We start from the raw sequence: 23,285 nt of genomic DNA, 5'->3' as shown, positions 1-23,285 counted from the left end.
ACCCGTAGACCCGTAGACCCGTAGAGAGGTGAGCCGGCGGTGAGTTTCTGGCAGTACCTCTCCAACCGGCACCAGCAGCTGCTCACCGACGCCTTCCAGCACGCCAGCGCCGTCTTCCAGTGCATGGTGCTGGCCACGGTGATCGGGGTGCTGATCGGTGTCCTCACCTACCGCAGCGACTGGGCGGGCAATCTCGCGGTCACCTCGACCGCGACCATCCTCACCATCCCGTCGCTGGCCCTGATCGGTCTGCTGATCCCGGTCCTGGGCCTGGGCGTGCCGCCGACGGTGACGGCGCTGACCCTGTACGGGCTGCTGCCGATCGTCCGCAACGCGATCGTCGGGCTGCGCGGGGTGGACCCGGCGCTGGTCGACGCGGCCAAGGGCATCGGCATGTCGCGGGCGGCCCGGCTGCTGCGGGTGGAACTGCCGCTGGCCTGGCCGCCGATCCTGACCGGTATCCGGGTCGCGACCCAGATGCTGATGGGCATCGCGGCGGTCGCCGCGTACGCCTCGGGCCCCGGGCTCGGCAATGAGATCTTCCGCGGCATCGCGTCGCTGGGCAGCGCCAACGCGCTCAACGAGGTGCTCTCCGGCACGCTCGGCATCATCGTGCTCGCCCTGCTCTTCGACGCCGTGTACGTGGGCATCGGCCGTCTGACCATCCCGAGGGGGATCCGTGCCTGAAGACCAGCCGGCGCAGCAGCCGGTGCAGCAGTCGGCGGAGCACAGCTCGGTGGCCGGTGCCACCATCGAGCTGGAGAGCCTGACCAAGCGCTATCCGGGCACCCCGGAACCCGCGGTGGACAGCGTCAGCATGGAGATCAAGGCCGGCGAGACGGTGATCTTCGTGGGGCCCTCGGGCTGCGGCAAGTCCACCACGCTGAAGATGATCAACCGGCTGATCGAGCCGTCGTCCGGGCGGATCAGGATCAACGACGAGGACGTCACCGCGATCGACCCGGTGAAGCTGCGCCGCAAGGTCGGCTACGCGATCCAGTCGTCCGGCCTCTTCCCGCACATGACGGTCGCGGAGAACATCGCGCTGGTGCCGAAGATGGTCGGCTGGAGCAAGTCCCGGGTCAAGGACCGGGTCGAGGAGATGCTCGACCTGGTGGGCCTGGACCCGCGCGAATTCCACGGCCGCTACCCGCGCCAGCTCTCCGGCGGGCAGCAGCAACGCGTCGGCGTGGCACGGGCGTTGGCGGCCGACCCGCCGGTGCTGCTGATGGACGAGCCGTTCGGCGCGGTCGACCCGATCACCCGCGACCACCTCCAGGACGAACTGATCCGGCTCCAGCACGAGTTGCACAAGACGATCGTCTTCGTCACGCACGACTTCGACGAGGCGATCAAGCTCGGTGACCGGATCGCGGTGCTGCGCGAGCACTCGCACATCGCGCAGTTCGACACCCCGGAGGCCATCCTCACCAATCCCGCCGACGAGTTCGTGTCCGGTTTCGTCGGCGCGGGCGCGGCGCTCAAGCGGCTCAATCTCACCCGGGTGCGCGATGTCGGCATCGCCGAATTCCCGGCGGTGGGCGTGGACGAGCCGTTGCAGTCGATCTTCGACCGGCTGCGCACCAGCCAGCACAACGAACTGCTGCTGCTGGACCGGCGGCAGCGCCCGTACAAATGGCTGCGGCGCGGTGATCTGATGCGCGCCAAGGGGTCGTTGGCGCGGGCGGGCACGATCGTGCACGACACGGTGACCCGGGACGCGACGCTGCGGGACGCGCTGGAGGCGGTGCTGACCGACAGCGGCGGGCGGGTCGCGGTGACCGGGCGGCGCGGCGAGTTCGTGGGCGTGGTCGACATGGAGACGCTGATGAATTCGGTGCAGGAGATGCTGGAGGCCGACCGGCTGACCGCGATGGAGCACCAGCACGAACTGGCCGAGCAGCAGGCCGGGCAGGACCAGGAGCACACCCGCGCCGAGCAGGAGGGCGCGACCCGGGCGGAGCCCCGCTCATGAGCCCGGACAGGCCGGGGCGGAGCACCCGCCCGGACGGCGAGCACGATGTGCGCGGGCTCGCCTTCCGCGACGACGGCGACGGCGAGCGCGACGAGCCCGCGTACGAGCCGGTGGTCTCCCCCGCCCGGCCGAAGCGCAAGGTCACCTGGCAGAAGCTGGTGTTCACGCCCGTGGTGCTGGCGGCGGTGCTGCTGGCCACCTACTTGTGGATCACCAACATCCATCTGGACTCCATCGAGCACAATTCGCTCGACAACGGCAATGTCCAACTGCGGCTGTGGCAGCACGTCAAGCTGACCGCGATCTCCACCTTCTGGGTGCTGGTGATCGCCATTCCGGTCGGTATCGCGCTGACCCGGCGGCGGCTGCGCAAGGTCGCTCCCGTGGTCACCGCGCTCGCCAACATCGGCCAGGCCACCCCGGCGATCGGCCTGCTGGCGCTGCTGGTGATCTGGCTGGGCATCGGCGCCCGCACCGCGATCATCGGCATCGTGGCGTACGCGGTGCTGCCGGTGCTGTCCAACACCGTCGCGGGGCTCAAGGCGATCGACCCGACGCTGGTGGAGGCCGCGCGCGGGATCGGCATGTCGGCGCCCGGCGTGCTCGCCAAGATCGAACTGCCGCTGGCCGTACCGCTGATCCTGGCCGGCGTACGGACCGCGCTGGTGCTCAACGTCGGCACCGCGACGCTCGCCACCTTCGGCGGTGGCGGCGGCCTCGGCGACCTGATCACCTCCGGCATCGTCAACCAGCGGATGCCCGTACTGATCCTCGGCTCGGTCCTGACGGTGGTGCTGGCGCTGCTGGTGGACTGGCTGGCCTCGATCGCCGAGCAGTTGATGCGGCCGCGCGGTCTGGAAGTGTCGGCGTGAGGCGGCGCGGACTGCGTACGGGGCTGGCGGCGCTGACGGGCGCGGCGCTGCTGGCGTCCTGCGGGCTGACCAGCGGCAGCCCGCTGGTGGACAACGTGAAGCCGGGCTCGATCGGGCGGGGCGAACCCCTCAAGGGCGCCCATCTGGTGATCACGTCCAAGAACTTCAGCGAGAACATCATCCTGGGCGAGATGATCGGCCTGGCCTTCAAGGCGGCGGGCGCGAGCGTGCTGGACCGCACCAACATCACCGGTTCCATCGGCGCCCGCGAAGCGGTCAAGTCCGGCCAGGCGGACGCGATGTACGAGTACACCGGCACCGCGTGGATCACGTACCTCGGGCACACCGAGCCGATCAAGGACCCGCAGGAGCAGTGGCAGGCGGTCCACGACGAGGACCTCAAGCACGGCCTGACCTGGCTGCCACCGTCCACGCTCGACAACACGTACTCGCTGGCGATCAGCCAACGGAACAACGCGAAATACCACTTGAAGACGCTCTCGGACGTGGCGGCGCTGGCGAAGAAGGACCCCAAGGCCGTGACGCTGTGCGTGGAGAACGAGTTCGCCTCGCGGCAGGACGGGCTGCCCGGCATGACCAAGGCGTACGGCATGGACATCCCCAGCTCGCGGATCCAGAAGATGGACGCCGGGATCGTCTACACCCAGGTGAACAAGAGCGGTTCGTGCCTGCTGGGCGAGGTGTACACGACCGACGGCCGGATCAAGTCGATGAATCTGACCGTGATGGAGGACGACAAGGGGTTCTTCCCCAACTACAACGCGGCGCCGTCGGTCTACTCCAAGGCGATCAAGAAGTACCCGGCCATCGCGGGCCTGCTGAACCCGATCAGCGCCAAGCTGACGACGGCGGTCGCCCAGGAGCTGAACGCCAAGGTGGACGTGGACGGCCAGGACCCGCACGACGTGGCGAAGGACTGGCTGATCAAGGAGGGGTTCATCAAGGAGGGGTGAGCCGGGGGCCCACTGGGTGCAAAGCTTCTTTGCAAAAGAGCATTGCAAAGAAGCTTTGCACGCCCTTATGGTGGTGCCCATGACGGAGAAGCCCAAGACGCCGACGAAGGACGCCGTACCCATCGGCCCCCTCGCGGAGCAGGATCTGGTCAGGCTGGACGCCCGCTCGCTGCGCGGCCTCGCGCACCCGCTGCGGATCCGGCTGCTGACCGCGCTGCGCGACCACGGCCCCGCCACGGCCTCCCACCTGGCCGCCCGGCTCGGCGAGTCCAGCGGCGCCACCAGCTACCACCTGCGGCAGCTCGCCTCCTTCGGCCTGGTCGAGGACGACCCGGGCCGCGGCACCGCCCGCGAGCGGTGGTGGAAGGCCGCGCACCGCGGCCAGACCTTCGACAGCGTCGAGGAGTTCGTCCGGCACCCCGATCCCGAGGTGCGCGAGGCGATGAGTACCTTCCTCGTCGAGCACGCGGCCAGCAGCGCCGAACAGTTGGCCACCTGGATGGGCACGATGCACCAGTGGCCGCAGGAGTGGCAGGGTGCCTGGGACTCCAGCCGCTTCACGCTCCGCCTGACGCCCGAGGACGCGCGCGAGCTGAGCACCCAGGTGCACGCGCTCGTCGAGTCCTTCCGCACCCGCGAGACCGCCGGCCCCGAGGGCGAGCGGGTCCGCGTGCAGTTCCACGAATTCCCGATCGCCGCCGACTGATCGACTGATCGCGGCAGTACCGCGAGTTCCGCGAAGCCCGCGCGTCCCGCGAATCCCGCGAATCCCGCGGGGACGCCACCACCCAACCGTTCACCACCGGGGGAAACGCCATGTCAGCACGTACCGCGATACCGCACGCCCAAAAACAGGCCGACGCCGCCGGAACGGCGGGGCCGCCGCCGCGCGACCGCCGCCCGCTGGGCGTCCTGCTGGCCGCCAACGTCGTCTCGATCACCGGCAACATGCTCACCGTCGTCGCCGTCCCCTGGTTCGTCCTGGAGACCACCGGCAGCGCCGCGCGGGCCGGACTCGTCGCCTTCGCCGCGACCGTCCCCGTCGTCATCGCCGCGATCCTCGGCGGCCCGCTGATCGACCGGCTCGGCTACACCGTCACCGGCGTCGTCTCCGACGTCGTCTGCGGGCTCGCCATGGCCGCCGTGCCTCTGCTGCACCTGACCGTGGGCCTGCGCTACTGGGAACTGCTCGTACTCGTCGGCGTCAGCGGTCTGTTCCACGCGCCCGGCGAGACCGCCCGCGAAGTCCTCATGCCCCGGCTCGCGGAACGGGCCGGCACCACGATCGCGCGGGCCTCCAGCGCGTACGAGAGCGCCTCGCGCGGCGCCCGTATGCTCGGCGCTCCCCTGGCGGGCGTCCTGATCTCCGTCATGGGCGCCACGAACGCGCTGCTGATCGACGCGGTGACCTTCGCGGTGTCCGCCGTCCTGGTCGGCGCGGGCGTACGGGACCGGGCGCCCGGCGAGCCCGCGCCCGCGTCCTCGGAGAAGTCCGGCAGCTACCGGGCCGAACTGCGCGAGGGCTTCGCCTATCTGGTCGCGGCCAGGCTGCTGTTCGCGATCGTGGCCATGGTGATGGTGACCAACGCGCTCGACCAGGCGTGGTCGGCCGTCCTGCTGCCGGTGGACGCCCGCGAGCACCTCGGCGGCTCGGTGAGCATCGGCCTGGTCGCCGGGACCTTCGGCGGCGGCGCGCTGATCGGCTCCCTGCTGTACGGCGTCGTCGGCCACCGGCTGCCGCAGCGCGGCCTGTTCATCGGGGCCTTCCTGCTCTGCGGCTTCCCGCGCACCGCCGTGGCCGCCTTCGTACCCGGTCTGACCCCGCTGATCGTCACCTGCGCGGTGTGCGGCCTGGCCGCCGGCGTCCTCAACCCGATGATCGGCACCGAAATGGTCCGGCTCGTCCCGGAGCGGCTGCGCAGCCGGGTCTTCGGCGCCGTCACCTCCGGCGTCCTGGTCGCCGTCCCGCTGGGCGGCCTCCTCGGCGGCTACCTCGTCCAGTACGGCGGCCTGCGCGTCGCGATGGCGACGGTCAGCGCGGTCTATCTGGTCACCACGCTGAGCCCGCTGGTGCTGCCCGCCTTCCGGCAGTGGGGCGACGCGCCCTCCCGGGCCTCTTAACAGGACCTCTTAACAGGCCGGGAGCCTGCCGCCCGACCGGAGGGCGTCCAGCGCGTCCAGCGCGCCGTCGAGCGTGTCGACCGGGATCAGCCGCAGCCCGGACGGCAGCTCGGCCTTGGCGTCCGAGCACTCGCCGCGCGGCACCAGGAAGACGGTGGCGCCGTCCCGCCGCGCCGCCTGCTCCTTCAGCGGTACGCCGCCGACCGCGCCGACCTTGCCCGAGCCGTCGATGGTGCCGGTGCCCGCGATGGTCCGGCCGCCGGTGAGGTCGCCGCCGCGGCCGTCGCCGTCGATCTTGTCGATGATGCCGAGGGTGAACAGCAGGCCGGCGCTCGGGCCGCCGACGTCCTCCAGGTGCAGGTCGACCGTCACCTTCGCGGGCGACAGGCCCAGGTGCTTGAGCGCGGCCGTCGTCGCCGCGTCCTGCGAGTCGGTCATCTCCTTCTGGTTGGCCTTCTCGATGTCCTTGACCGAGCCGCCGCTGGGGTAGACCGAGTCCCGGGGCATCACCGCCTGGTCCTTCTTGAACCACGCCTTCCACACGTCCGTGAAGTGCACCGACGCGTCCGGTGCCGTCGCCTGGATCGTCACCATCCGCAGCTGGCCGCTGGTCTTCCTGACCTGCGTACCGCTCACCGTGATGATCTGCGTGCCCTGGTCCGCGCCCAGGACGTCCGCCGTCAGTCCCGGCTCCACGATCGACACCGGGAGCGGGGCGAACACCGCCACCGCCAGCAGCGCGGCGACCACCGCCGCGCACACGGCCAGGATCCGGGTCCGCCGGGAAACATTAGGCATGCGGCGAACCTTATTTCACCCGTCGCCCCGGGTGCGCCCGAGCCCCCATGCCTGGGGGCAAGCGAGGTCTCCTGCGGAGTGCGGTTCGTTAGGGGCGCGGGGACGCGGCGCTGCGCCGGCGGAAGTGGGATGCCCCGTTAGGGGCGCGGGGAACTGCGCGCTCAGCCGCAGCGCGCCTTCAGGCAGAAAACCGCCCCCAGCGGGGCAGACGCTGCTTGTTCTGCGACCACCGGCCCGGTGGGGGCGGGCCGCGCAGTTCCCCGCGCCCCTGATGGTTACCGCCCTCCGCAGGAGAGACCTCGGGCACCCCGACTACGTGTCGAACCCGCGCGTCAGCGCAAGGCGTCGGCGACCTCCGTGGCCGCCTCCACGACACGGACCCCGACCCGCTCGGGAACGGAATCCGCGAGCATGACGACCCCGACGCTGCCCTCGATGCCGGGCACTCCGAGGAGGGGAGCGGCGGCGCCGCTGGCGCCGGCCTCCAGCTCCCCGTGCGTCAGCACGTAGCGAACCGGCTCCGTGGCCGTAGCGGTGGCGGCAGGCGCCTCGGAGGCGGCCCCGGGATCCCCCGGGTCGCCCGGGCCGGGCGACGGCGAGAGCGAACCCCCGACCGCTTCCTCGCCGTCGGCGAACCGCTCCCAGCGCGACCCGTCAGGAGTCGGCTGCATGCCGCGCCCGGCGAGGATCGCGCGCCCGGCGGCCCCCCGGTCCAGCGGATGCCGGAATCCGGTGCGGTAGGCCACGTGATAATCGGTCCAGGTCGGCTCGACGACGGCGACGGCGAGCGCCTCGCTGCCGTCGACGAGGGTCAGATGGGCCGTCGCCCCGATCTCCTCGGCGAGCGAACGCAGCGCAGGCAGTGCGGCCTCGCGCAGCAGCGGGTGCACCTGGTGGGCCAGGCCGAGCACGCCGAGGCCCACACGGGCCCGTCCCCCGAGGTCCCGGCGGACCAGCGAGTGCTGTTCCAGGGTGGCCAGCAGGCGGTACACCACCGTGCGGTTCACCCCGAGTTTGGCGGCCAGCTCGGTCACGGTCAGCCCGTGGTCGGTGTCGGCGAGCAGCTTGAGAACCCGCAGGCCCCGGTCAAGCGTCTGAGACGTCTCCGCGGTCACGACGCCCCCTCCTCGTAGGCGGCGGCGCATCTCCACGGCGGTTACGCACTGCCGGTCCCGCGGCAGTGCGCGGAGAGGCCGCCGGTTGTCGTCATACCGGCTGCGCTCCGCGGCTGCACTGCCACGGCGCGTGCGTGACCGGCACCGTAGCGAGCGAGTACCGCTCAGCGGAAGGGGTCGTCCACAATCCGGGCGTCGCTTTGACCCGAGCTTGGGGTTCCGCTGCCCGCGATACGACTACAATACGGCCGACATCATCGCATTCGGGTCGCCCACTCGCGGACCTTCTTGATCCGCTCGGTGAGCTGTCCCGCGGTCGCCTCGGCGCTCGGCGGCCCGCCGCACACCCGGCGCAATTCGGTGTGAATCACGCCGTGCGGCTTGCCGCTCTGGTGGTTGTAGGCGGCCACCAAGGTGTTGAGTTCCTTGCGCAGTTCGAGGAGCTGGCGGTGCGTCACGATGGGCCGCCGTTCGGCGGGCAGCTCGATCAGATCGGCTTCCTCGTCCGGCTTCTTGCGGCTGTGGGCGATCTGCCGGGCCTGCCGCTTCTGCAGCAGTATCTGCACCTGGTCCGGTTCGAGGAGGCCGGGGATGCCGAGGTAGTCCTGCTCCTCCTCGCTGCCCGGGTGCGCCTGCATGCCGAATTCGGCGCCGTCGTAGAGGACCCGGTCGAAGACGGCGTCGGACTCCAGCGCCTCGAAGGGCAGCATGTCCTCCTCGCCGGCCTCGTCCTCGGTCTTCTCGGCCTCCGCGAGGAGCTTGTCCTCCTCCGCGAAGGGGTCCTCCTCGCCCTGTTTCTTGGGCTTGTCGAGCACGTGGTCGCGCTCGACCTCCATCTCGTTGGCGAATTCCAGCAGCATCGGGATGGTCGGCACGAACACGGACGCGGTCTCGCCGCGCCGCCTGGACCGTACGAAACGGCCGACCGCCTGCGCGAAGAACAGCGGGGTCGAGATCGTCGTCGCGTACACCCCGACCGCGAGGCGGGGGACGTCCACGCCCTCGGAGACCATCCGGACCGCGACCATCCAGCGCTCCTCGGACGCGCTGAACTTCTCGATCCGCTTGGACGAGCCGGGGTCGTCGGACAGGACGACGGTCGGCTTCTCGCCGGAGATCTCCTTGAGGATCTTGGCGTAGGCGCGGGCCGACTCCTGGTCGGTGGCGATGACGAGGCCGCCGGCGTCCGGGATGCCCTTGCGGACCTCGGTGAGCCGCTGGTCGGCGGCCTTGAGGACGTTGGGGATCCACTCGCCGGTCGGCGAGAGCGCGGTCCGCCACGCCTGCCCGATCGCGTCCTTGGTCATCGGCTCGCCGAGCCGCGCGGCGATCTCGTCGCCTGCCTTGGTGCGCCAGCGCATGTTGCCGCTGTAGCTGAGGAAGATCACCGGGCGGACGACGCCGTCGGCGAGCGCGTTGCCGTACCCGTACGTGTAGTCGGCGGCGCTGCGGCGGATGCCGTCGTTGCCCTCCTCGTACACCACGAACGGGATCGGGTTGGTGTCCGACCTGAACGGCGTACCGGTCAGCGCCAGACGGCGGGTGGCCGGGTCGAACGCCTCCAGGCACGCCTCGCCCCACGACTTGCTGTCGCCCGCGTGGTGGATCTCGTCCAGGATCACCAGGGTCTTGCGCTGCTCGCAGCGGTTGCGGTGCAGCATCGGCCGCACGCCCACACCCGCGTACGTCACCGCGACGCCGTGGAATTCCTTCCCGACCGGGCCCGCGCTGTAGTCCGGATCCAGCTTGATCCCTATCCGCGCCGCCGCGTCCGCCCACTGCGTCTTGAGGTGCTCGGTGGGCGCCACCACGGTGATCTGCTGCACGAGGTGGTTGTGCAGCAGGTACGAGGCGAGCGTCAGCGCGAACGTCGTCTTCCCGGCGCCGGGTGTCGCCACCGCGAGGAAGTCCCGCGGCTGCTTGGCGACGTACGCGTCGATGGCCCCCTGCTGCCAGGCCCGTAGCGCGTTCGCCGTCCCCCAGGGCGCGCGCCCGGGGAACGCGGGAGACAGGTGGTGCGGGTGCGATGAGGCGGTGGTAGTCACGGTCTCCGTCGGGGGTCGGCAGCACGTACGGTCCCGCCGGCCGCCCACATCCTCCGACGGCCGTCGGTACGAAAACCGCCTCAGCCTACCGGCCGCACCCCACCACACCCGGCGTGACGCCCCCGCGTCGCCCGTCTGCGACCCACCTCACAGCGCGGCGCCGCGTGCACGCTACGGGCCCTTCGGGAGGTCACGCTTCGCCGAAGGCCCGCAGGGCCTCAGCCGTCTTCGGCACGTCCAGCAACCCCTGGCAGACGGCCAGGACGAAGGCCTCGGCCTCATCCACGTCGAAGTCCGCACGCAACCGGTGGCCGTTGATCTGGAGGAAGACCCAGGTCGCGTACCAGGCGATGCGCTTGTTGCCGTCCACGAGCGCGTGATTGCGCGCCAGGGACTCCATCAGCGCCGCTGCCTTCTGCCAGACGTCGGGATAGGCGTCCTGCCCGAAGACGCTGGCCTTCGGGCGGGCGAGGGCCGACTCAAGCAGGCCGTAGTCGCGCACCTCGTCGGCGCCGAGGCGGCGGGCCAGTTCCAGCAGTTCCGGGAGCGTGAGGAAGTGCGTCACGCCAGGCGCCGGTTCAGCTCACCGCTGACTCCGAGTACGTGGGCCGCCGCGTCCTCGAAGAGGCGAGAGCGCTCGCTGATCGCCCGCACCACGGCGTCGTGGGCGAGGGACTGCATGCTGGTGCCCTCGGAGTCGGCGCGCTCGCGCAGGGCTTCCAGTTCTTCCTCGGTGAATCGCACGTTCAGTCCAGGCATGACCCCATGGTACCAAGTGGTACCACTTAGCATGCGGCCTTTTTCGGGCGCAGGCGGGCGGCGATCACCGCGCCCGCGACGGCGAGGGCGGCGGCGGGGAGGAAGACGGCGGCGAAGGCGGCGGGGTGGGCCGTGGTGGTGGCGTGGTCGGTGACGCCGTGGGTGACGTCGGTCGTCGCGGAGACGGTGCCGCCGCCCAGGGCGGCGAAGACGGTGCCGGCGGCGGCGATCAGGAGGACGTTGGACAGGGCGTCGGAGACCTGGAGGGCGGCGGAGTTGGCGCCCGCCTCCTCGGGGGCGGACTGCTCCAGCATCAGCACGCTGAGGGTGGAGATGACCAGGCCCATGCCGAGGCCGCCCGCGCACCAGGCGACGGCCACGACCCACACCGGTACGGACTGCACCAGCGCGAGGGAGGCGCCGCCGATCGCGGCGGCGGACAGCACCATGCCGGCCTGGGCGAGGCGTTCGCGGACCGGCGCGAGCCGCGGGCGGGCCTGGACGTACGAGCCGAGCGCCCATGTCAGGCCGGCGCCGGCCAGCGACAGGCCCGCCATGGTCGCGGACAGGCCGCGCTGGGTGACCAGCATCAGCGGGATGAAGCTCTCGGCGGCGATGAAGGTGCCCGCCGCGATGCCGCGCATCAGCACCACCGTGGGCAGGCCGCGTACCGCCCGGAAGGTGCCGGGCGGCAGCAGCCGCAGGGCCGACGGTACGAGCAGGGCCAGGCCCGCGGCGGCCGGGACCGCGGAGAGCAGGTCGAGGTCCTGGCCCGCGTACTGGAGGAGGGCCGCGCCGGTCGCGAGGGCGACGGCGTACCAGATGCGGCGGCCGTCGATCCGGGGCCGCGCCGTCTCCTCCTCCCGGCCGGGCTCTGGCGCCTGCGCGGTGCGCCGCAGCGCGGGCAGCATCACGGCCAGCGGCAGCGCCACGAGCACCGGGATGGCCAGGAACACCCAGCGCCAGCCGAGCTGTTCGGTGACCGTGCCCGACACCAGCGGCCCGACGATCGACGGCACGACCCACGACGCGGCGAAGGCGGCCATCACCGACGGCCGCAGCCGTTCCGGATACGCCCGGCCCACCACGACGTACAGCGCCACGATCACCAGCCCGCCGCCGAGCCCCTGCACGGCCCGCCCCAGGACGAACGGCCACATCGACCCGGCCGTCCCGCTGATCACCAGCCCCGCCGCGAACCCCCCGATCCCCGCCGCGAGCGGCGGCAGCGGCCCGGACCGGTCGCACCACTGCCCGCTGACCACCATCGCCAGCAGCGACGTCGTGAAGTACCCGGAGAAGGCGAACGCGTACAGCCCGAGCCCGTCCAGTTCCCGCGCGGCGATCGGCATCGCCGTGCCCACGGCGGTCGCCTCGAACGCGATCATCAGCACCACTGACACGATGCCGAGCGTCAGCGCCCGGTACGTCCGCCCGAGCACTCCCTCGAATGCCGCTCCTTCGGCGACAACGTCGGCGGATATCCGCTGGTCACGGCGAGTCTCGGAGGCAGTCACCCGCCCAGGGTAAGGGGCACGGCCCCCTTTCACCCCTGCCCTGCGCCCCGCTCTTCCTCATCCTTTCGCCCTACGCCCCCACCCCCGCTCCTCCCGTTTCATGAACCCCCGTGAACACCGCATGGCAGTCCCACCTTTCCTCTTGACCCCACTCCCCAGCCCCGGCGACGCTCATACAGCACCCCCGCACACGGCCGTGTGCCCGAGTGGTTGAGGGACTCGCCTGCAAAGCGAGTTACGCCGGTTCGATTCCGGTCACGGCCTCCATTGCCTGCGCCAGGCAGACGACGAATGGGGCGGCACCCGCATCCGGGTGCCGCCCCATTCGTCGTCCGACCCGTTTTGCCGTTACGTTGTGGTCCGCCTGTTCCCGGCATGCGAAACGAGGAGAGTTGGGCGACAGCGACCGTTCGATCCGCCAGCTCAAGGGCTGGACGAGGGAGCGCCTCGAGAAGCTTGCGGCCGCCAGGAAGTGGCATGAACTCGAGCGAATAAGGACCGTTGCCCAATTCCATACTTACGGCCATGGCTCCGAGTCCGGTGCGGATGAGCCGCATGGCCTGCGGCTGCGCTGGGCCGAGGTGTCCTTGACCGCCAACGACCTGCTCCCCAGCGGGACCCCGTGGGACGACGCGCGGAAGCGGGGCCAGAATTTCGCCCTGCGCACCTGGATCATCACTCATCTCGGCCCCGGCACCGACCCGGCCTGGAATCCCGAAGCGCTCGCCGCCGACACACTGGCGGCGCTCTCGCTCATGCCCGCGCTCACACCCGACCGGGCCGGGGCGCTCGCGGCGAATTGGCGTCTTCTGCCCGCCGAACAGATCGGCGCGCTTCGGCGGTGCAAGAACCTGACGGCCCACGTGGATCGGCTGATCCCTCTCCTCCCGCCCGGTCCCGCGAAGGACCGGCTCACCTCATGGTCCGAAGTGCGCAAGCGCCTACCGTGAGCCCCGCCCCGCGGACGGGGTGAGACTTCTGCGAGCCGGTTCCGCCGGACCGGCTATCGGCAGGAGCCGCACGGATTGCCCAGAAGGGAGTGGGCCGCTGCGGCTTCGGCGGTGGCGAAGGCCAGGAGTGGGTGGGTGGTGTAGTCGTTGGTGATCGCCGCGCTGCGGCCGGCCCGGATGCCGGGGCAGAACGCGTCGGTGTGCCAGCAGTCGCCCATGGCGCTGGCGTAGAAGTCGCCGGGTTCGATTCCGGCCGCCCGCGCACGGGCTTGTGCGACCTTGCCCGGGTGCTCGTCCAGGAAGCGCCGGCAGACGGCCGCGTAGCGGACGCGGGTGCCGCTGCTCGGCCTGCGGAGGCGGACCGTGGCCACCATCTCACCGGACTCGCAGGTGCTCCCGTGCGCCGAGCACGGCAGCCGGTTGCGTTCGGTCGCGGACTGCGTCCAGTCCTCGACGCTCTCGATGTCGCTTTCCATGTCGTCCACACGGCGCTTGCCCATGGCCCAACGGTGGCATGCGCCCAACCGCCAGTCCACGGTGAGGTGTTGGTCCGCCCCGGGGCTCCGGTCATTGATGAGACGGCACGTCCGCCCACACGAGTTTTCCGATGCCGTCGCGGGGGCCGACGCCCCACTGACCCTGCGTGAGGGCGTCCACCAGGACGAGGCCCCGGCCGTGCTCGTCCAGGGGGTCGGCCGCCGCCAGTACGGGGACGCGGTCGGACGCGTCGTGCACCTCGATGCGGAGACCGTTCTCCTGCCGGACCAGCCGGGTGCCGATCTCGCTGCCGACGACACCGTCGTCCGTGGGCCGGGCGTACCGCAGTGCGTTGGTCAGCAGCTCCGACAGGACGAGGGTCGCCGCGTCGGCGAGGTCGCCGTCCAGGCCCCACTCGTCGGCCGTGCGGGTCAGCCAGTCGCGGGCCTGCCCGATGGACCGCTCGGCAGCGGGCCAGAGTCGCAATGCGGGGGCTGGTGAGGTGCGTTGGAGGACAGGCGGTAAGGCTGTGTGGTGCATGTCGCTCTGGCCCTTCTGTGACGTTCCGCAACCGGACAGCCACAGAGTGACTTACAGTCGAAATCCCTTCAACTAGTCAGAAACGAAGGAAAGGTTCGGGCCGAGCCGTGGCCAACATCAAGGAATTGCAGCCCGACAGCAGTCCACAGGCCGCATTCGGCGCACGGGTGCGCAGGCTGCGGGAAGCGCGCAGCTGGAACCAGGAGGATCTGGCCGCCGCCCTGGACTATTCCAGCCAGCACGTATCGGCCGTCGAAACTGGTCGGAAACCGCCGACTCGTCGCCTCTCGCGCCAGCTTGACGTCGCGTTCGACCTGACGGACACCGCTGATTCGTTCGAGCGCGAATGGACGGAACTACGTCGCGGTTCGTTGCTGGAGGGGTTCCCCGAATACATGGAGCACGAGGGCCGGGCCGTCGAGATCCGGTTGTTCGAGATCGGCATCGTCCCCGGCCTGCTCCAGACACCCGAATATGCATGGGTGTTGGCGAACAGCGCGGTCAAACGAGGCGCCATCACAGAGGCGCAGGCCGAGGAACGAGTGACGACCCTCGCGGAGCGGCAGGCGGCTCTGGTCCGGGATCGGCCGCCCATGCTGTTCGTGATCATGGACGAGAGTTGTCTCCGCCGCCCGATCGGTGGCCACGCTGTGATGGACCGGCAGTTGACCCGGCTGATCGAGTTTGCCGCGTCGCCCACGACGCTGATACAGGTAGCGCCGTACAGCATTGGCGAGCGTCGGACGTTCGACCTGCCCGTGAATCTGCTGACCATGTCGGACCGGTCGGTGATCAGCTACGCCGAGTCCCAAGCGCAAGGGCACTTGGACCGCGAAAGCTCTTCGGTGCTGACGATGTTGACGGCATACCATCAGTTGCAGGCCGAAGTGCTGTCTCAGGCGGACTCCGTGGCCATGATTGAGCACATCCGAAAGGGCACCCCGTGACGACCGAACCCCGTTGGTACAAGTCCAGCTACAGCAACAACGGCGGCAACTGCGTCGAGGTCGCCGCCAACCTGGCCACCACGCGTGGTGTGGTCCCGGTGCGCGACTCCAAGGACCCCGAGGGCCCGTCGCTGACGTTCCAGGCCGACGCCTGGTCCGCGTTCGTCGCCGAGGTCAAGGCGGGGGCCTTCCTGGCCTGACCGGTCGCCGGCCCGGGCGATTCCCGGTCCGGGCCCATGCCCCGGACAGGGCGGTTCCCGTTCGGCCCAGTGCGGGGAACAGACCGGGTGGGGGCGTCGTTGGCGGGCGTATGACGACTTTGGGACTGATCGGCAGCGGGAACATCGGCGGCACCCTGGCCAGGCTGGCCGTGGACGCCGGGATCGACGTGGTGCTCAGCAACTCCAGGGGGCCGGAGACGCTGGCGGACCTCGTCGCGGAACTCGGGCCGCGGGCGCGGGCCGCGACGCCGGCGGAGGCGGCGGAAGCCGGGGACTGGGTGGTGGTGACGGTCCCGGTCAAGGCGTATCCGCTGATCCCGCGCGAGCCGCTGGCCGGGAAGGTCGTGCTCGACAGCGGCAACTACTACCCGCAGCGCGACGGTGACATCCCCGAGCTGGCCGCCAAGGAGACCACGGACAGCGGGCTGCTCCAGGCGCACCTTGAGGGTGCCCGGGTGGTGAAGGTCTTCAACAACATCTTCTTCAAGCACCTGGCCGTCCTGCCGCGCCCGGCGGGCGCCGCGGACCGCAGCGCCCTGGCCATCGCGGGCGACGACGCCGACGCGAAGGCCAGCGCCACGCACCTCCTGGACCTGCTCGGCTTCGACGCCGTCGACGCGGGACCCCTCTCCGAGGGCTGGCGCTACCAGCCCGGCACCCCGGCGTACGGCCTCCCCTACGCGGACAAGTCCGTCGCCGACTTCATGTCCGTGCCCCCGTCCCCGGCCTCCGCCGCCGACATCGAGGCGGCCCTGGCAGCGGCCGAACTCTGACGTACGGCACCGCCCGCCGATGGGCGGCGCCGTACGTCAGGCGCGGTCGTGCAGCGTGACGTGGTAGCCGTCGGGGTCGGCGAAGGTGAACGTACGGCCGAAGGGGCCGTCGATCGGCGCGGAGACGATGGTGTGGCCGTCGGCGGCCAGCGCGTCGTGGATCGCCTGGACATCGGTGGCGTGCAGCCAGATCGCGGCGCCGATGCCGGGCCGGTCCGCGGACGCGAGATCCGTGCCGGGAACGACGTCCCGGAGCGCGAACGCGATCGGCTTGGTGTCGAAGACGACGGCGTGCGGCGGTCCGGCCGGTGAGCGGACGAGGCCGAGGTACCGCTCGTAGAACGCCTGCGAGGCGGCGAGGTCGCGCGCCTGGAGGGAGATGAAGTCGGGGCCGGTGGCGGGCATGGTGGTGCTCCTTCCATCTGTGTCAGATTCCTGACACGACCCACCGTATGTCAGAATACTGACATGAGTCAAAAGGACGCGGGCGTCGACCTCGACAAATCCCTGGGCTACCTGCTGAAGGAGGCGTCGAGCGCCCTGCGCGCCGCCATGGAGGAGGTGCTGCGGCCCCTCGGGATGACCGTGACGCACTACTCCTGCCTCGAACTCCTCGCCCAACGCCCGGGCCTGTCCAACTCCGAGCTGGCGCGCGGCGCCTTCGTGACCCGCCAGTCCATGAACGTGCTGCTCCAGACCCTGGAACGGGACGGCTACGTCACCCGCCCCGCCGCACCCCCCGTCGGCAAGGCCCTCCCCGCCCGCCTCACCCCCAGCGGCCGGCGAAGCCTGGAAAAGGCGTCCGCGGCGGTCCGTTCCGTCGAGCTCAGAATGCTGTCCGGCCTGACGGAACCCGAGCAGACGGCCGCGTTCGGCATCCTGGGGTCCATGATCCACTCCCTGCGGGACGGCGGCGACGCCGCTGGGTGACCGTGCGCCCGCAGCGAGGGACGGCAGTCCGGTCAAGGATCTACGCGGTTTCCCGTTGTGGAAACCCGAATCCCTTGTGCCGGGTGACGCCACTGGCGAGCATCGAACGTAACGCTGTCTCGGGGTGGAGGAAGCAGTGGAACTGACACGGCTTGTCGGATCGTGCGACGACGGCGATTGCCCGACCCTGTACGTCACCGACAGGGGCACCCTCGCGGTGCAGGGGACGCGACTCACCGAACACGGCCTGAGCATTCCCGCTCACGAGACCATGGTCGAGATTCCTGTGGACCTGATCCGAAAGGCCATCCGTGACGGACTCCTCTAGAACACTCGGCGAGATGTTCTCGTGCTTCGAGCGGGAAGCGTTCCGGCTGGAGACGCTGGACGACTACAGCAAGTCCGGTGGCGTGGCCGCGTATCGGGCCTTCCTCGCCGGAGAGGAACAGCCGGCGGATTACCGGAACGCCGGCTGGGTCACGACGGTCCGCGACATCGCGCGGGCGGGGAAACGCATCTACCGCGTGCACATTCTGTCCCGCCCGCTCACGCCGTACCTGCGGTTCGAACTGGGCTGGGGCTACCGCAGGAACGCGGCGGCCGGTGAGGAATTCTTCATCCTCGACACCACCGAGAAGCCCAACCCGCTGCCGGACGCACCGGACTTCTGGCTGTTCGACGGCGCGACGGTGGCGGCCATGGCGTATGACGGCGCGGGCAAGTACCTCGGCGCGGACGTCCGGGAGGACGCCGGGGAATTCAGGGCGTACCGCGACGTCGCGCTCGCGCACGCCGTGCCCTTCACCGAGTGGTGGGCCGAGTTCGGCGCGTGAACAGATCAGAACTGGGCGCTGCACTGCGGGCGCTGCGACAGGCTTCAGGGCAGGAAGCGAAAGCCGTGGCCCGCGGTGCCGTCATGTCCACCAGCAAGCTGAGCAAGATCGAGAACGGCCGCACGGCCCCGGGCGTCGTGGACGTGGAGCGCATCCTGACGGCGCTGGGAGTGTCCGAGGAGGTCACGGCCGAATATCTGGCCGCCGCCAGGGCCGAGGCCACGGAGGCCGTCGCTTGGCGGCTCTACCGTCGCCTCGGGTATCACCGCAAGCAGCAGCAGATCAAAGCGCTGGACCACTCGATGACGCTGCTGCGTCTGTTCCAACCCTCTCTGATTCCCGGGTTGTTGCAGACGCCCGAGTACGTGCGGGCGGTTCTCTCCCGCAAGGAGTTGAGCGACGACTAATTGGTACGAACCGTGGCCGCGCGGCTCGACCGGCAGAGCGTGCTGTACGACCCGGCGAAGACCTTGCGATTCATCGTCACCGAGCCTGTGCTGCGCTGGCTGCTGGTGCCACCGCCGGTGATGGCGGGACAGCTGGACCGGTTGATTTCGTTGTCCAGGCTTCCGAACGTGGACATCCGCGTCGTCACGCTCACCGCTCCGCAGGACGACGTGCCAGGACATTCATTCGTCATTCGCGACGACCGCATGGTCACCGTCGAAACGCTGCACGCCGAATTGTCCGTGACCGATCCACGTGACGTCGCTTTGTACGTGGGGAAGTTCGAACGCTTCGCCTCGGCCGCTCTTGCCGCCGACGCCATGCGCGACTTCCTCTCGGCCCTCCGCGACGAGTTCTTGCGCGAACAGGAAACAGACTTGCCTGCGCACACCCCTCCCGAATCCTGGACACGACAGCGAATAGCACTGTATCCGGACGAACTGGAGAAGCTGCCATGGAGATGAAACAGCGGGGAATTCGCGTCGGCGGAGAAGGAGACGGGCACCCGGGTACACCGTGGACGCCGCCGGAGGAGCCGCCGAATCCGGACGGGACCACGCCGCCCGGGGACGGGACCCACCGGAAGTGACCGAGGCAGAAGACGGAAGGGGCTGGGCCGTGTTGTGCCGGTCCCTTCTGAAATCCGGTGCTCTGGCGGCCGATTGGGCGCCGGTGTTCGCGGCAGTGCCGCGGTCCGGGTTTCTGCCCGAGGTGATGTGGCCGTTCGATGTGGGGGCGCAGGCGAGTACGGTCGCGGACCGGTCCGCGGATCCGGGCCGGTGGCACGGATACGCCGAGGCGGACGTGCCCGTCGTGACGCAGTGGGACGACGGCCGGCACGCGGGTCCGGGACCGGGCAAGGTGGCGACGTCGTCGGCGTCGATGCCGTCGGTGGTGGCCGCGATGCTGGCCGATCTCGATGTGCGGGACGGACAGGCGGTGTTGGAGATCGGGACCGGTACGGGATGGAACGCCGGGCTGCTCGCGCACCGGCTCGGCGGCGCGAGGGTGACGACGGTCGAGGTCGACGCGGCGGTCGCGGAAGCGGCCCGGGACGCCTTGCGGCGGGCGGGGCTCGGGCCGACGGTGGTCACGGGCGACGGACGCGACGGGTACCGGCCGGGGGCGCCGTACGACCGCGTCATCGCGACCTGCGGCGTGCGGGAGATCCCGTATGCGTGGGTGGAGCAGACGGCGCTGGGCGGGATCGTCGTGGCGCCTTGGGGAACGCCGTACGGCAACGGGGACGCTGTGGTGCGGCTGGTCGTGGCGGACGGGACGGCATCGGGGCGGTTCACACGGCTGGTGGAGTTCATGAAGCTAAGGGCCCACCGAGGGCCGGCCGTACGGCACGGTGACGTCGTGCCGTACGGCGGTGTGGAAGCGGCCGAGGAGTCCACGACCGGCGTCACCGAGGCGGAGTTCCTCACCGGGCGGTACACGGCGCTGCCCTTTGTGCTGGGGCTGCGGGTGCCGGGGTGTGTGCAGGCGGCGGCCGGCAAGCGCGGCGGGGCGCGGCCGGTGTGGTTCTACGGCCGGGACGGGCGGGGCGAGGCGTCCTGGGCGGTCGTGATGTTCCGGGACGGCCGGCCGACGGCAACGGTCCGCCAGGGCGGCCCGCGCCGGCTCTGGGACGAGGTGGAGGCGGCGTACCACTGGTGGGCGGAGCGCGGGCGGCCGGGGGTCGGGCGTTTCGGGCTGACGGTGGACGGCGACGGTCAGTACGCCTGGCTGGACGATCCGGCCGGTGCGTGGCCGGTGGACGGCGCCCGGTGAGAGGTCGGATTGGCCCAAGGAAAGGGGGGCGGATTGGTACAGCGGTGCGGGGGCGGCAGGGCATAGCGTCGGCGGTATGAGTGAGCGAGTGGATGACGCGGAGCACGCGGGGGCGGAAGCGCTGCGGGCGCTGCATCACGGGCGGGCCGCGGATGATCCGTTGGTGCTGCCGGGGCCGTGGGACGCGGCCAGCGCGCGGGTGTTCGCGGACGCGGGCTTCGCCGCGCTGGCGACACCGAGCGCCGGGGTGTCGGCGTCGCTGGGGTACGAGGACGGCGCGGCGCCGGCCGACGAGATGTTCGCCGCGATCCGCCGGATCACCCGGGCCGTGGACGTACCGGTGTCGGCGGACGTCGAGGCCGGATACGGGCTGGAGCCACGGGAGTTGGTGGAGCGGCTGCTGGAGGCCGGGGCGGTCGGCTGCAATCTGGAGGACTCCGACTCCGCGACCAGGCGGCTGGTGGAGCCGCGGGAACAGGCCGACCGGCTGGCCGCCGTACGGGCCGCGGCCGGCGACGCGCTGGTGATCAACGCGCGCGTCGACACCTTCCTGCGCGGCGACCGTACGACCGGGGCGGCTGTCGAGCGCGGCAAGCTGTACGCGGCGGCGGGTGCGGACTGCGTCTACCCGATCCTCGCCCCGCCCTCCCTCCTCGCGGAGGTCGCGGAAGGCGTCGGCGTACCCGTCAACGCCCTGTGCCGCCCGGGCGGCCCCTCACCGCGCGAACTGGGCGTGCTCGGCGCCGCCCGGGTCACCTTCGGTGGCGGCCTGCAGGAGCAGGCGCTGGAGGCCGTACGGGACATGGCGCGGGGTTTGCGGGCCTGACGGCCGCACCGGAGGCGCTACGCCTGGGGCTTGACCACCGCCGCCTGGGGGCGGATCGGGAGGCGGGTGACCGGGCGGCCGGTGGCCGCGCGGACCGCGGCGGCCACCGCGGCCGGGGCGGTGACGACCGGGACCGCCGAGACGGCCTTGGCACCGAAGGGGGCCAGGACGTCCCGCTCTTCGACGAGGCGGACGACGCGGACGGCGGGGGCGTCCAGGGCGGTGGGGAGGGAGTAGCCGGTCAGGCTGGGCCGCTTGACGATCCCGCGCGGTGCGCGCAGGTCCTCCATGAGGGCGAGGCCGACCCCCTGGGTGACGCCGGCCTCGATGCGGGCGGCGAGCTGGCGCGGGTTGAGGATACGGCCGACGTCCTGGGCGACGGCCAGCTCCACGACACGGACGGCGCCCAGCTCGATGTCGACGTCCACGACGGCCCGGATCGCGCAGAAGGTGAGGCCGACGAAGGCGTCGCCCTGGCCGGTGTCGTCGAGGCGGTCGGTCGGGTGCGGGCGGCACTGCGCGGTCGCCCACAGCTCCTTGCCGTCGAGGGTCTCGGCGACGGTCGTGGACAGCACACCGTCGTAGGACGTGATCTTGCCGTCGGCGATGGAGAGCAGCTCGACGGACATGCCGAATTTGGCGGCCAGCGGCTGGAGCAACTGGGTGCGGACCATCTTGGCGGCGCGTTCGACGGCGCCGCCCGACACCCAGGTGTGCCGGCCGCGGGCGGAGGGCCCGGCGGGCGGCTGGTCGGTGTCGGAGGGCATGACCTGCACCTCGTCGATGCCCAGGACCTCCTGGACGATCTGCCGGGCAAGCGTGCTGAAGCCCTGGCCGGTCTCGACGGCGGCGCAGATGACGGTGGCGCGGCCGTCGTGCACGCGGACGGTCGCGGTGGAGACCTCGTCGGCCCCCTCGGCGCCGAGGACGTGCACCATGCCGAGCGCGTAGCCGACACCGCGGCGCACCGCGCCGGGTTCGCCGGCGCCCGAGGTGCCGCCGGGCAGCAGCCACTGCGACTCGTCGTCGCCGTCGGGCAGCGGCGGCAGTTCGGCGTCGCGGACGGCCTTGAGGAGTTCGCCGACGGGCGCCGGGCAGGTGACGGTCTGCCCGGTGGGCAGCAGGTCACCGGTGGCCAGCACATTGCGCATCCGGATCTCGGCCGGTTCCAGGCCGAGCTTCGCGGCGAGCTTGTCCATCTGGCCCTCGTAGGCCGCGCAGACCTGAACGGCGCCCTCACCGCGGACGTGCCCGGACGGCGGGTTGTTGGTGCGGACCGCCCAGCCCTCGACGAAGACGTGCGGGACGACGTACGGGCCGGCCGCGAAGGCCACGGCGGCGGCGAGCGCGTCGGAGGAGGAGTCGGCGTACGCGCCCGCGTCAAGCAGGATCTGCGCCTCGACCTTGACCAGCCGGCCCTCGGCGTCGGCGTGGTGCCGGTAGCGCAGCAGCGCGGGGTGCCGGTGGGCGTGGCCGAGGAAGGACTCCTCGCGGGTGGCGACGAACTTCACCGGGCAGCCGGTCTTCAACGCCAGCAGCCCGAGCGGCAGTTGGATGCCGGAGTCCTCGCGGTCGCCCATCGCGCCGGGCACACCGGTCACGACGACCTTGACGCGGTCCTGTTCGAGGCCGAAGCAGGCGGCGGCCAGGTCGCGGTCGGCGTGCGGGTCGGTGGAGGCGACGTACAGCTCGACGCCGCCGTCCGGGCGCGGTACGGCCAGGCCCGCCTCGGCGCCGATCGGGGCCGGGTCCTGGCGGCCGACGCGGTACAGGCCCTCCACGACGACCTCGCCGACCGCGTCGGGGTCGCCGAAGCGCAGCGGGATGTGCCGGATCAGATTGCCGTCGGGGTGCAGCGGCTCGGCGGCGAACGCCTTCTCGGGGTCGGTGACCGGTTCCAGCACCTCGTACTCGACGAGGATGGCCGCGGCGGCCAGCCGGGCGGTGTCGGGGTGGTCGGCGGCGACGGCGGCGATCGGCTCGCCGTGGTGGCGTACGACATCGGCGGCGAAGACCGGGCGGTCGGCGACCCGGCGGCCGTGCATCGCGTCGCCGGGCACGTCCTCGTGCGTGACGACGGCGCGCACGCCGGGCATCGCGACGGCCTCGCTGGTGTCGATCCGGGTGATCCGCGCGTGCGGGTACGGCGAGCGCAGCACCGCCGCCCACAGCAGGCCCTCGGCCCACAGGTCGGCCGCGTACGGATACGTGCCCTGCGTCTTGGCCAGCGCGTCGGCGGACGGCAGCGACGCGCCGATGCCCCGGGTCGCGGCCCCCGCGCCCGCCAGCACGTCAGGGGCCGGCGTGGGGCTCGGACCGTCGATGATGCCGGTCATACGGCGCCTCCGGACGGCAGCGGGACGACGGTGGGGAAACGGACGCCAGGGGT

Annotated in this window: 25 protein-coding genes, 1 tRNA gene and 1 pseudogene; 17 read left to right on the top strand and 10 right to left on the bottom strand. The window is 71.3% G+C overall.

Annotated features, from left to right (window positions below; all coding sequences use genetic code 11):
• Positions 1-39 precede the first annotated feature (39 nt).
• From BM076_RS28805 to BM076_RS28780, 6 genes are all read left to right on the top strand, one after another.
• Positions 40-687 (top strand): ABC transporter permease, encoded by a 648-nt coding sequence (locus tag BM076_RS28805; RefSeq protein WP_093716662.1) that lies wholly within the window; start codon positions 40-42, stop codon positions 685-687.
• Positions 680-1,975, top strand: a complete 1,296-nt coding sequence (locus BM076_RS28800; protein ID WP_322936493.1) for a betaine/proline/choline family ABC transporter ATP-binding protein — start codon at positions 680-682, stop codon at positions 1,973-1,975. Before BM076_RS28805 ends, BM076_RS28800 begins: the two co-directional genes overlap by 8 nt.
• Positions 1,972-2,847, top strand: coding sequence for an ABC transporter permease (locus tag BM076_RS28795; RefSeq protein ID WP_093716661.1), 876 nt, complete (start codon positions 1,972-1,974; stop codon positions 2,845-2,847). The genes BM076_RS28800 and BM076_RS28795 overlap by 4 nt, the downstream gene beginning before the upstream one ends.
• A gap of 11 nt (positions 2,848-2,858) precedes the next feature.
• Positions 2,859-3,821: a glycine betaine ABC transporter substrate-binding protein gene (locus BM076_RS28790; RefSeq protein WP_093716731.1), complete on the top strand. Its 963-nt coding sequence runs from the start codon at positions 2,859-2,861 to the stop codon at positions 3,819-3,821.
• Between the two features lie 79 nt (positions 3,822-3,900).
• Positions 3,901-4,527: a winged helix-turn-helix domain-containing protein gene (locus BM076_RS28785; RefSeq protein ID WP_093716730.1), complete on the top strand. Its 627-nt coding sequence runs from the start codon at positions 3,901-3,903 to the stop codon at positions 4,525-4,527.
• Between the two features lie 110 nt (positions 4,528-4,637).
• Positions 4,638-5,942 (top strand): MFS transporter, encoded by a 1,305-nt coding sequence (locus tag BM076_RS28780; RefSeq protein WP_093716660.1) that lies wholly within the window; start codon positions 4,638-4,640, stop codon positions 5,940-5,942.
• Between the two features lie 9 nt (positions 5,943-5,951).
• On the opposite strand, the gene BM076_RS28775 is transcribed toward BM076_RS28780, so the two are convergent.
• The 6 genes from BM076_RS28775 to BM076_RS28750 all read right to left on the bottom strand — a co-directional run bounded on the left by BM076_RS28775 (position 5,952) and on the right by BM076_RS28750 (position 12,176).
• Positions 5,952-6,740 (bottom strand): S16 family serine protease, encoded by a 789-nt coding sequence (locus BM076_RS28775; RefSeq protein ID WP_093716659.1) that lies wholly within the window; start codon positions 6,738-6,740, stop codon positions 5,952-5,954.
• 332 nt (positions 6,741-7,072) lie between these two features.
• On the bottom strand, positions 7,073-7,855 hold the full coding sequence (locus BM076_RS28770; protein WP_093716658.1) for an IclR family transcriptional regulator: 783 nt from the start codon (positions 7,853-7,855) through the stop codon (positions 7,073-7,075).
• A gap of 254 nt (positions 7,856-8,109) precedes the next feature.
• Complete coding sequence (locus tag BM076_RS28765) at positions 8,110-9,900, bottom strand: DEAD/DEAH box helicase (RefSeq protein WP_093716657.1); 1,791 nt, start codon at positions 9,898-9,900, stop codon at positions 8,110-8,112.
• A gap of 190 nt (positions 9,901-10,090) precedes the next feature.
• Positions 10,091-10,465, bottom strand: coding sequence for a type II toxin-antitoxin system death-on-curing family toxin (locus BM076_RS28760; protein WP_093716656.1), 375 nt, complete (start codon positions 10,463-10,465; stop codon positions 10,091-10,093).
• Complete coding sequence (locus BM076_RS28755) at positions 10,462-10,659, bottom strand: hypothetical protein (RefSeq protein WP_093716655.1); 198 nt, start codon at positions 10,657-10,659, stop codon at positions 10,462-10,464. The genes BM076_RS28760 and BM076_RS28755 overlap by 4 nt, the downstream gene beginning before the upstream one ends.
• A gap of 26 nt (positions 10,660-10,685) precedes the next feature.
• On the bottom strand, positions 10,686-12,176 hold the full coding sequence (locus BM076_RS28750) for an MFS transporter (protein WP_093716654.1): 1,491 nt from the start codon (positions 12,174-12,176) through the stop codon (positions 10,686-10,688).
• Positions 12,177-12,368: 192 nt separating this feature from the next.
• Here BM076_RS28750 and BM076_RS28745 point away from each other — a divergent pair.
• Both BM076_RS28745 and BM076_RS28740 read left to right on the top strand, forming a co-directional pair.
• Positions 12,369-12,443: transfer RNA gene (locus BM076_RS28745), tRNA-Cys, on the top strand.
• A gap of 125 nt (positions 12,444-12,568) precedes the next feature.
• Entirely contained in the window at positions 12,569-13,126 is a 558-nt protein-coding gene (locus tag BM076_RS28740; protein WP_245796468.1) for a hypothetical protein, read from the top strand.
• A 53-nt stretch (positions 13,127-13,179) separates the two neighbouring features.
• On the opposite strand, the gene BM076_RS28735 is transcribed toward BM076_RS28740, so the two are convergent.
• The gene (locus BM076_RS28735) at positions 13,180-13,626 is read right to left on the bottom strand and encodes a hypothetical protein (RefSeq protein WP_093716653.1); all 447 of its coding nucleotides are present in this window, start codon (positions 13,624-13,626) and stop codon (positions 13,180-13,182) included.
• 67 nt (positions 13,627-13,693) lie between these two features.
• On the bottom strand, positions 13,694-14,089 hold the full coding sequence (locus BM076_RS28730; RefSeq protein WP_245796466.1) for an ATP-binding protein: 396 nt from the start codon (positions 14,087-14,089) through the stop codon (positions 13,694-13,696).
• A gap of 161 nt (positions 14,090-14,250) precedes the next feature.
• On the opposite strand from BM076_RS28730, the gene BM076_RS28725 reads away from it, so the two are divergent.
• The 3 genes from BM076_RS28725 (at position 14,251) to BM076_RS28715 (ending at position 16,084) form a co-directional block, all read left to right on the top strand.
• On the top strand, positions 14,251-15,090 hold the full coding sequence (locus BM076_RS28725) for a helix-turn-helix domain-containing protein (RefSeq protein WP_093716651.1): 840 nt from the start codon (positions 14,251-14,253) through the stop codon (positions 15,088-15,090).
• Entirely contained in the window at positions 15,087-15,290 is a 204-nt protein-coding gene (locus BM076_RS28720) for a DUF397 domain-containing protein (protein ID WP_093716650.1), read from the top strand. Before BM076_RS28725 ends, BM076_RS28720 begins: the two co-directional genes overlap by 4 nt.
• A gap of 110 nt (positions 15,291-15,400) precedes the next feature.
• Entirely contained in the window at positions 15,401-16,084 is a 684-nt protein-coding gene (locus tag BM076_RS28715; RefSeq protein ID WP_093716649.1) for an NADPH-dependent F420 reductase, read from the top strand.
• 36 nt (positions 16,085-16,120) lie between these two features.
• On the opposite strand, the gene BM076_RS28710 is transcribed toward BM076_RS28715, so the two are convergent.
• Entirely contained in the window at positions 16,121-16,489 is a 369-nt protein-coding gene (locus BM076_RS28710) for a VOC family protein (RefSeq protein ID WP_093716648.1), read from the bottom strand.
• A gap of 63 nt (positions 16,490-16,552) precedes the next feature.
• Here BM076_RS28710 and BM076_RS28705 point away from each other — a divergent pair, with 63 nt between their 5' ends.
• The 6 genes and pseudogenes from BM076_RS28705 (at position 16,553) to BM076_RS28680 (ending at position 20,896) form a co-directional block, all read left to right on the top strand.
• Positions 16,553-17,014, top strand: a complete 462-nt coding sequence (locus BM076_RS28705) for a MarR family winged helix-turn-helix transcriptional regulator (RefSeq protein ID WP_093716647.1) — start codon at positions 16,553-16,555, stop codon at positions 17,012-17,014.
• 136 nt (positions 17,015-17,150) lie between these two features.
• A complete protein-coding gene (locus tag BM076_RS28700) occupies positions 17,151-17,342 on the top strand; it encodes a hypothetical protein (RefSeq protein WP_093716646.1) in 192 nt (63 codons plus the stop codon).
• Positions 17,326-17,847: a DUF6879 family protein gene (locus BM076_RS28695; RefSeq protein WP_093716645.1), complete on the top strand. Its 522-nt coding sequence runs from the start codon at positions 17,326-17,328 to the stop codon at positions 17,845-17,847. The genes BM076_RS28700 and BM076_RS28695 overlap by 17 nt, the downstream gene beginning before the upstream one ends.
• Positions 17,844-18,668 (top strand): annotated as a pseudogene (locus tag BM076_RS28690) (helix-turn-helix domain-containing protein); the annotation flags it as partial. The gene BM076_RS28695 and the pseudogene BM076_RS28690, both read left to right, overlap by 4 nt.
• A gap of 340 nt (positions 18,669-19,008) precedes the next feature.
• Positions 19,009-20,070, top strand: coding sequence for a methyltransferase domain-containing protein (locus BM076_RS28685; RefSeq protein WP_245796465.1), 1,062 nt, complete (start codon positions 19,009-19,011; stop codon positions 20,068-20,070).
• A gap of 76 nt (positions 20,071-20,146) precedes the next feature.
• Positions 20,147-20,896 carry an isocitrate lyase/PEP mutase family protein gene (locus tag BM076_RS28680; protein ID WP_093716644.1) on the top strand — a complete coding sequence of 250 codons (750 nt, stop codon included), beginning with the start codon at positions 20,147-20,149 and terminating at the stop codon, positions 20,894-20,896.
• A 17-nt stretch (positions 20,897-20,913) separates the two neighbouring features.
• On the opposite strand, the gene BM076_RS28675 is transcribed toward BM076_RS28680, so the two are convergent.
• Positions 20,914-23,232 (bottom strand): xanthine dehydrogenase family protein molybdopterin-binding subunit, encoded by a 2,319-nt coding sequence (locus tag BM076_RS28675; RefSeq protein WP_093716643.1) that lies wholly within the window; start codon positions 23,230-23,232, stop codon positions 20,914-20,916.
• Positions 23,233-23,285 lie beyond the last annotated feature (53 nt).

This window comes from Actinacidiphila alni, assembly GCF_900112845.1.
In the GTDB taxonomy this organism is placed as follows: domain Bacteria; phylum Actinomycetota; class Actinomycetes; order Streptomycetales; family Streptomycetaceae; genus Actinacidiphila; species Actinacidiphila alni.
This window is presented reverse-complemented; position numbering and strand designations above follow the sequence as displayed.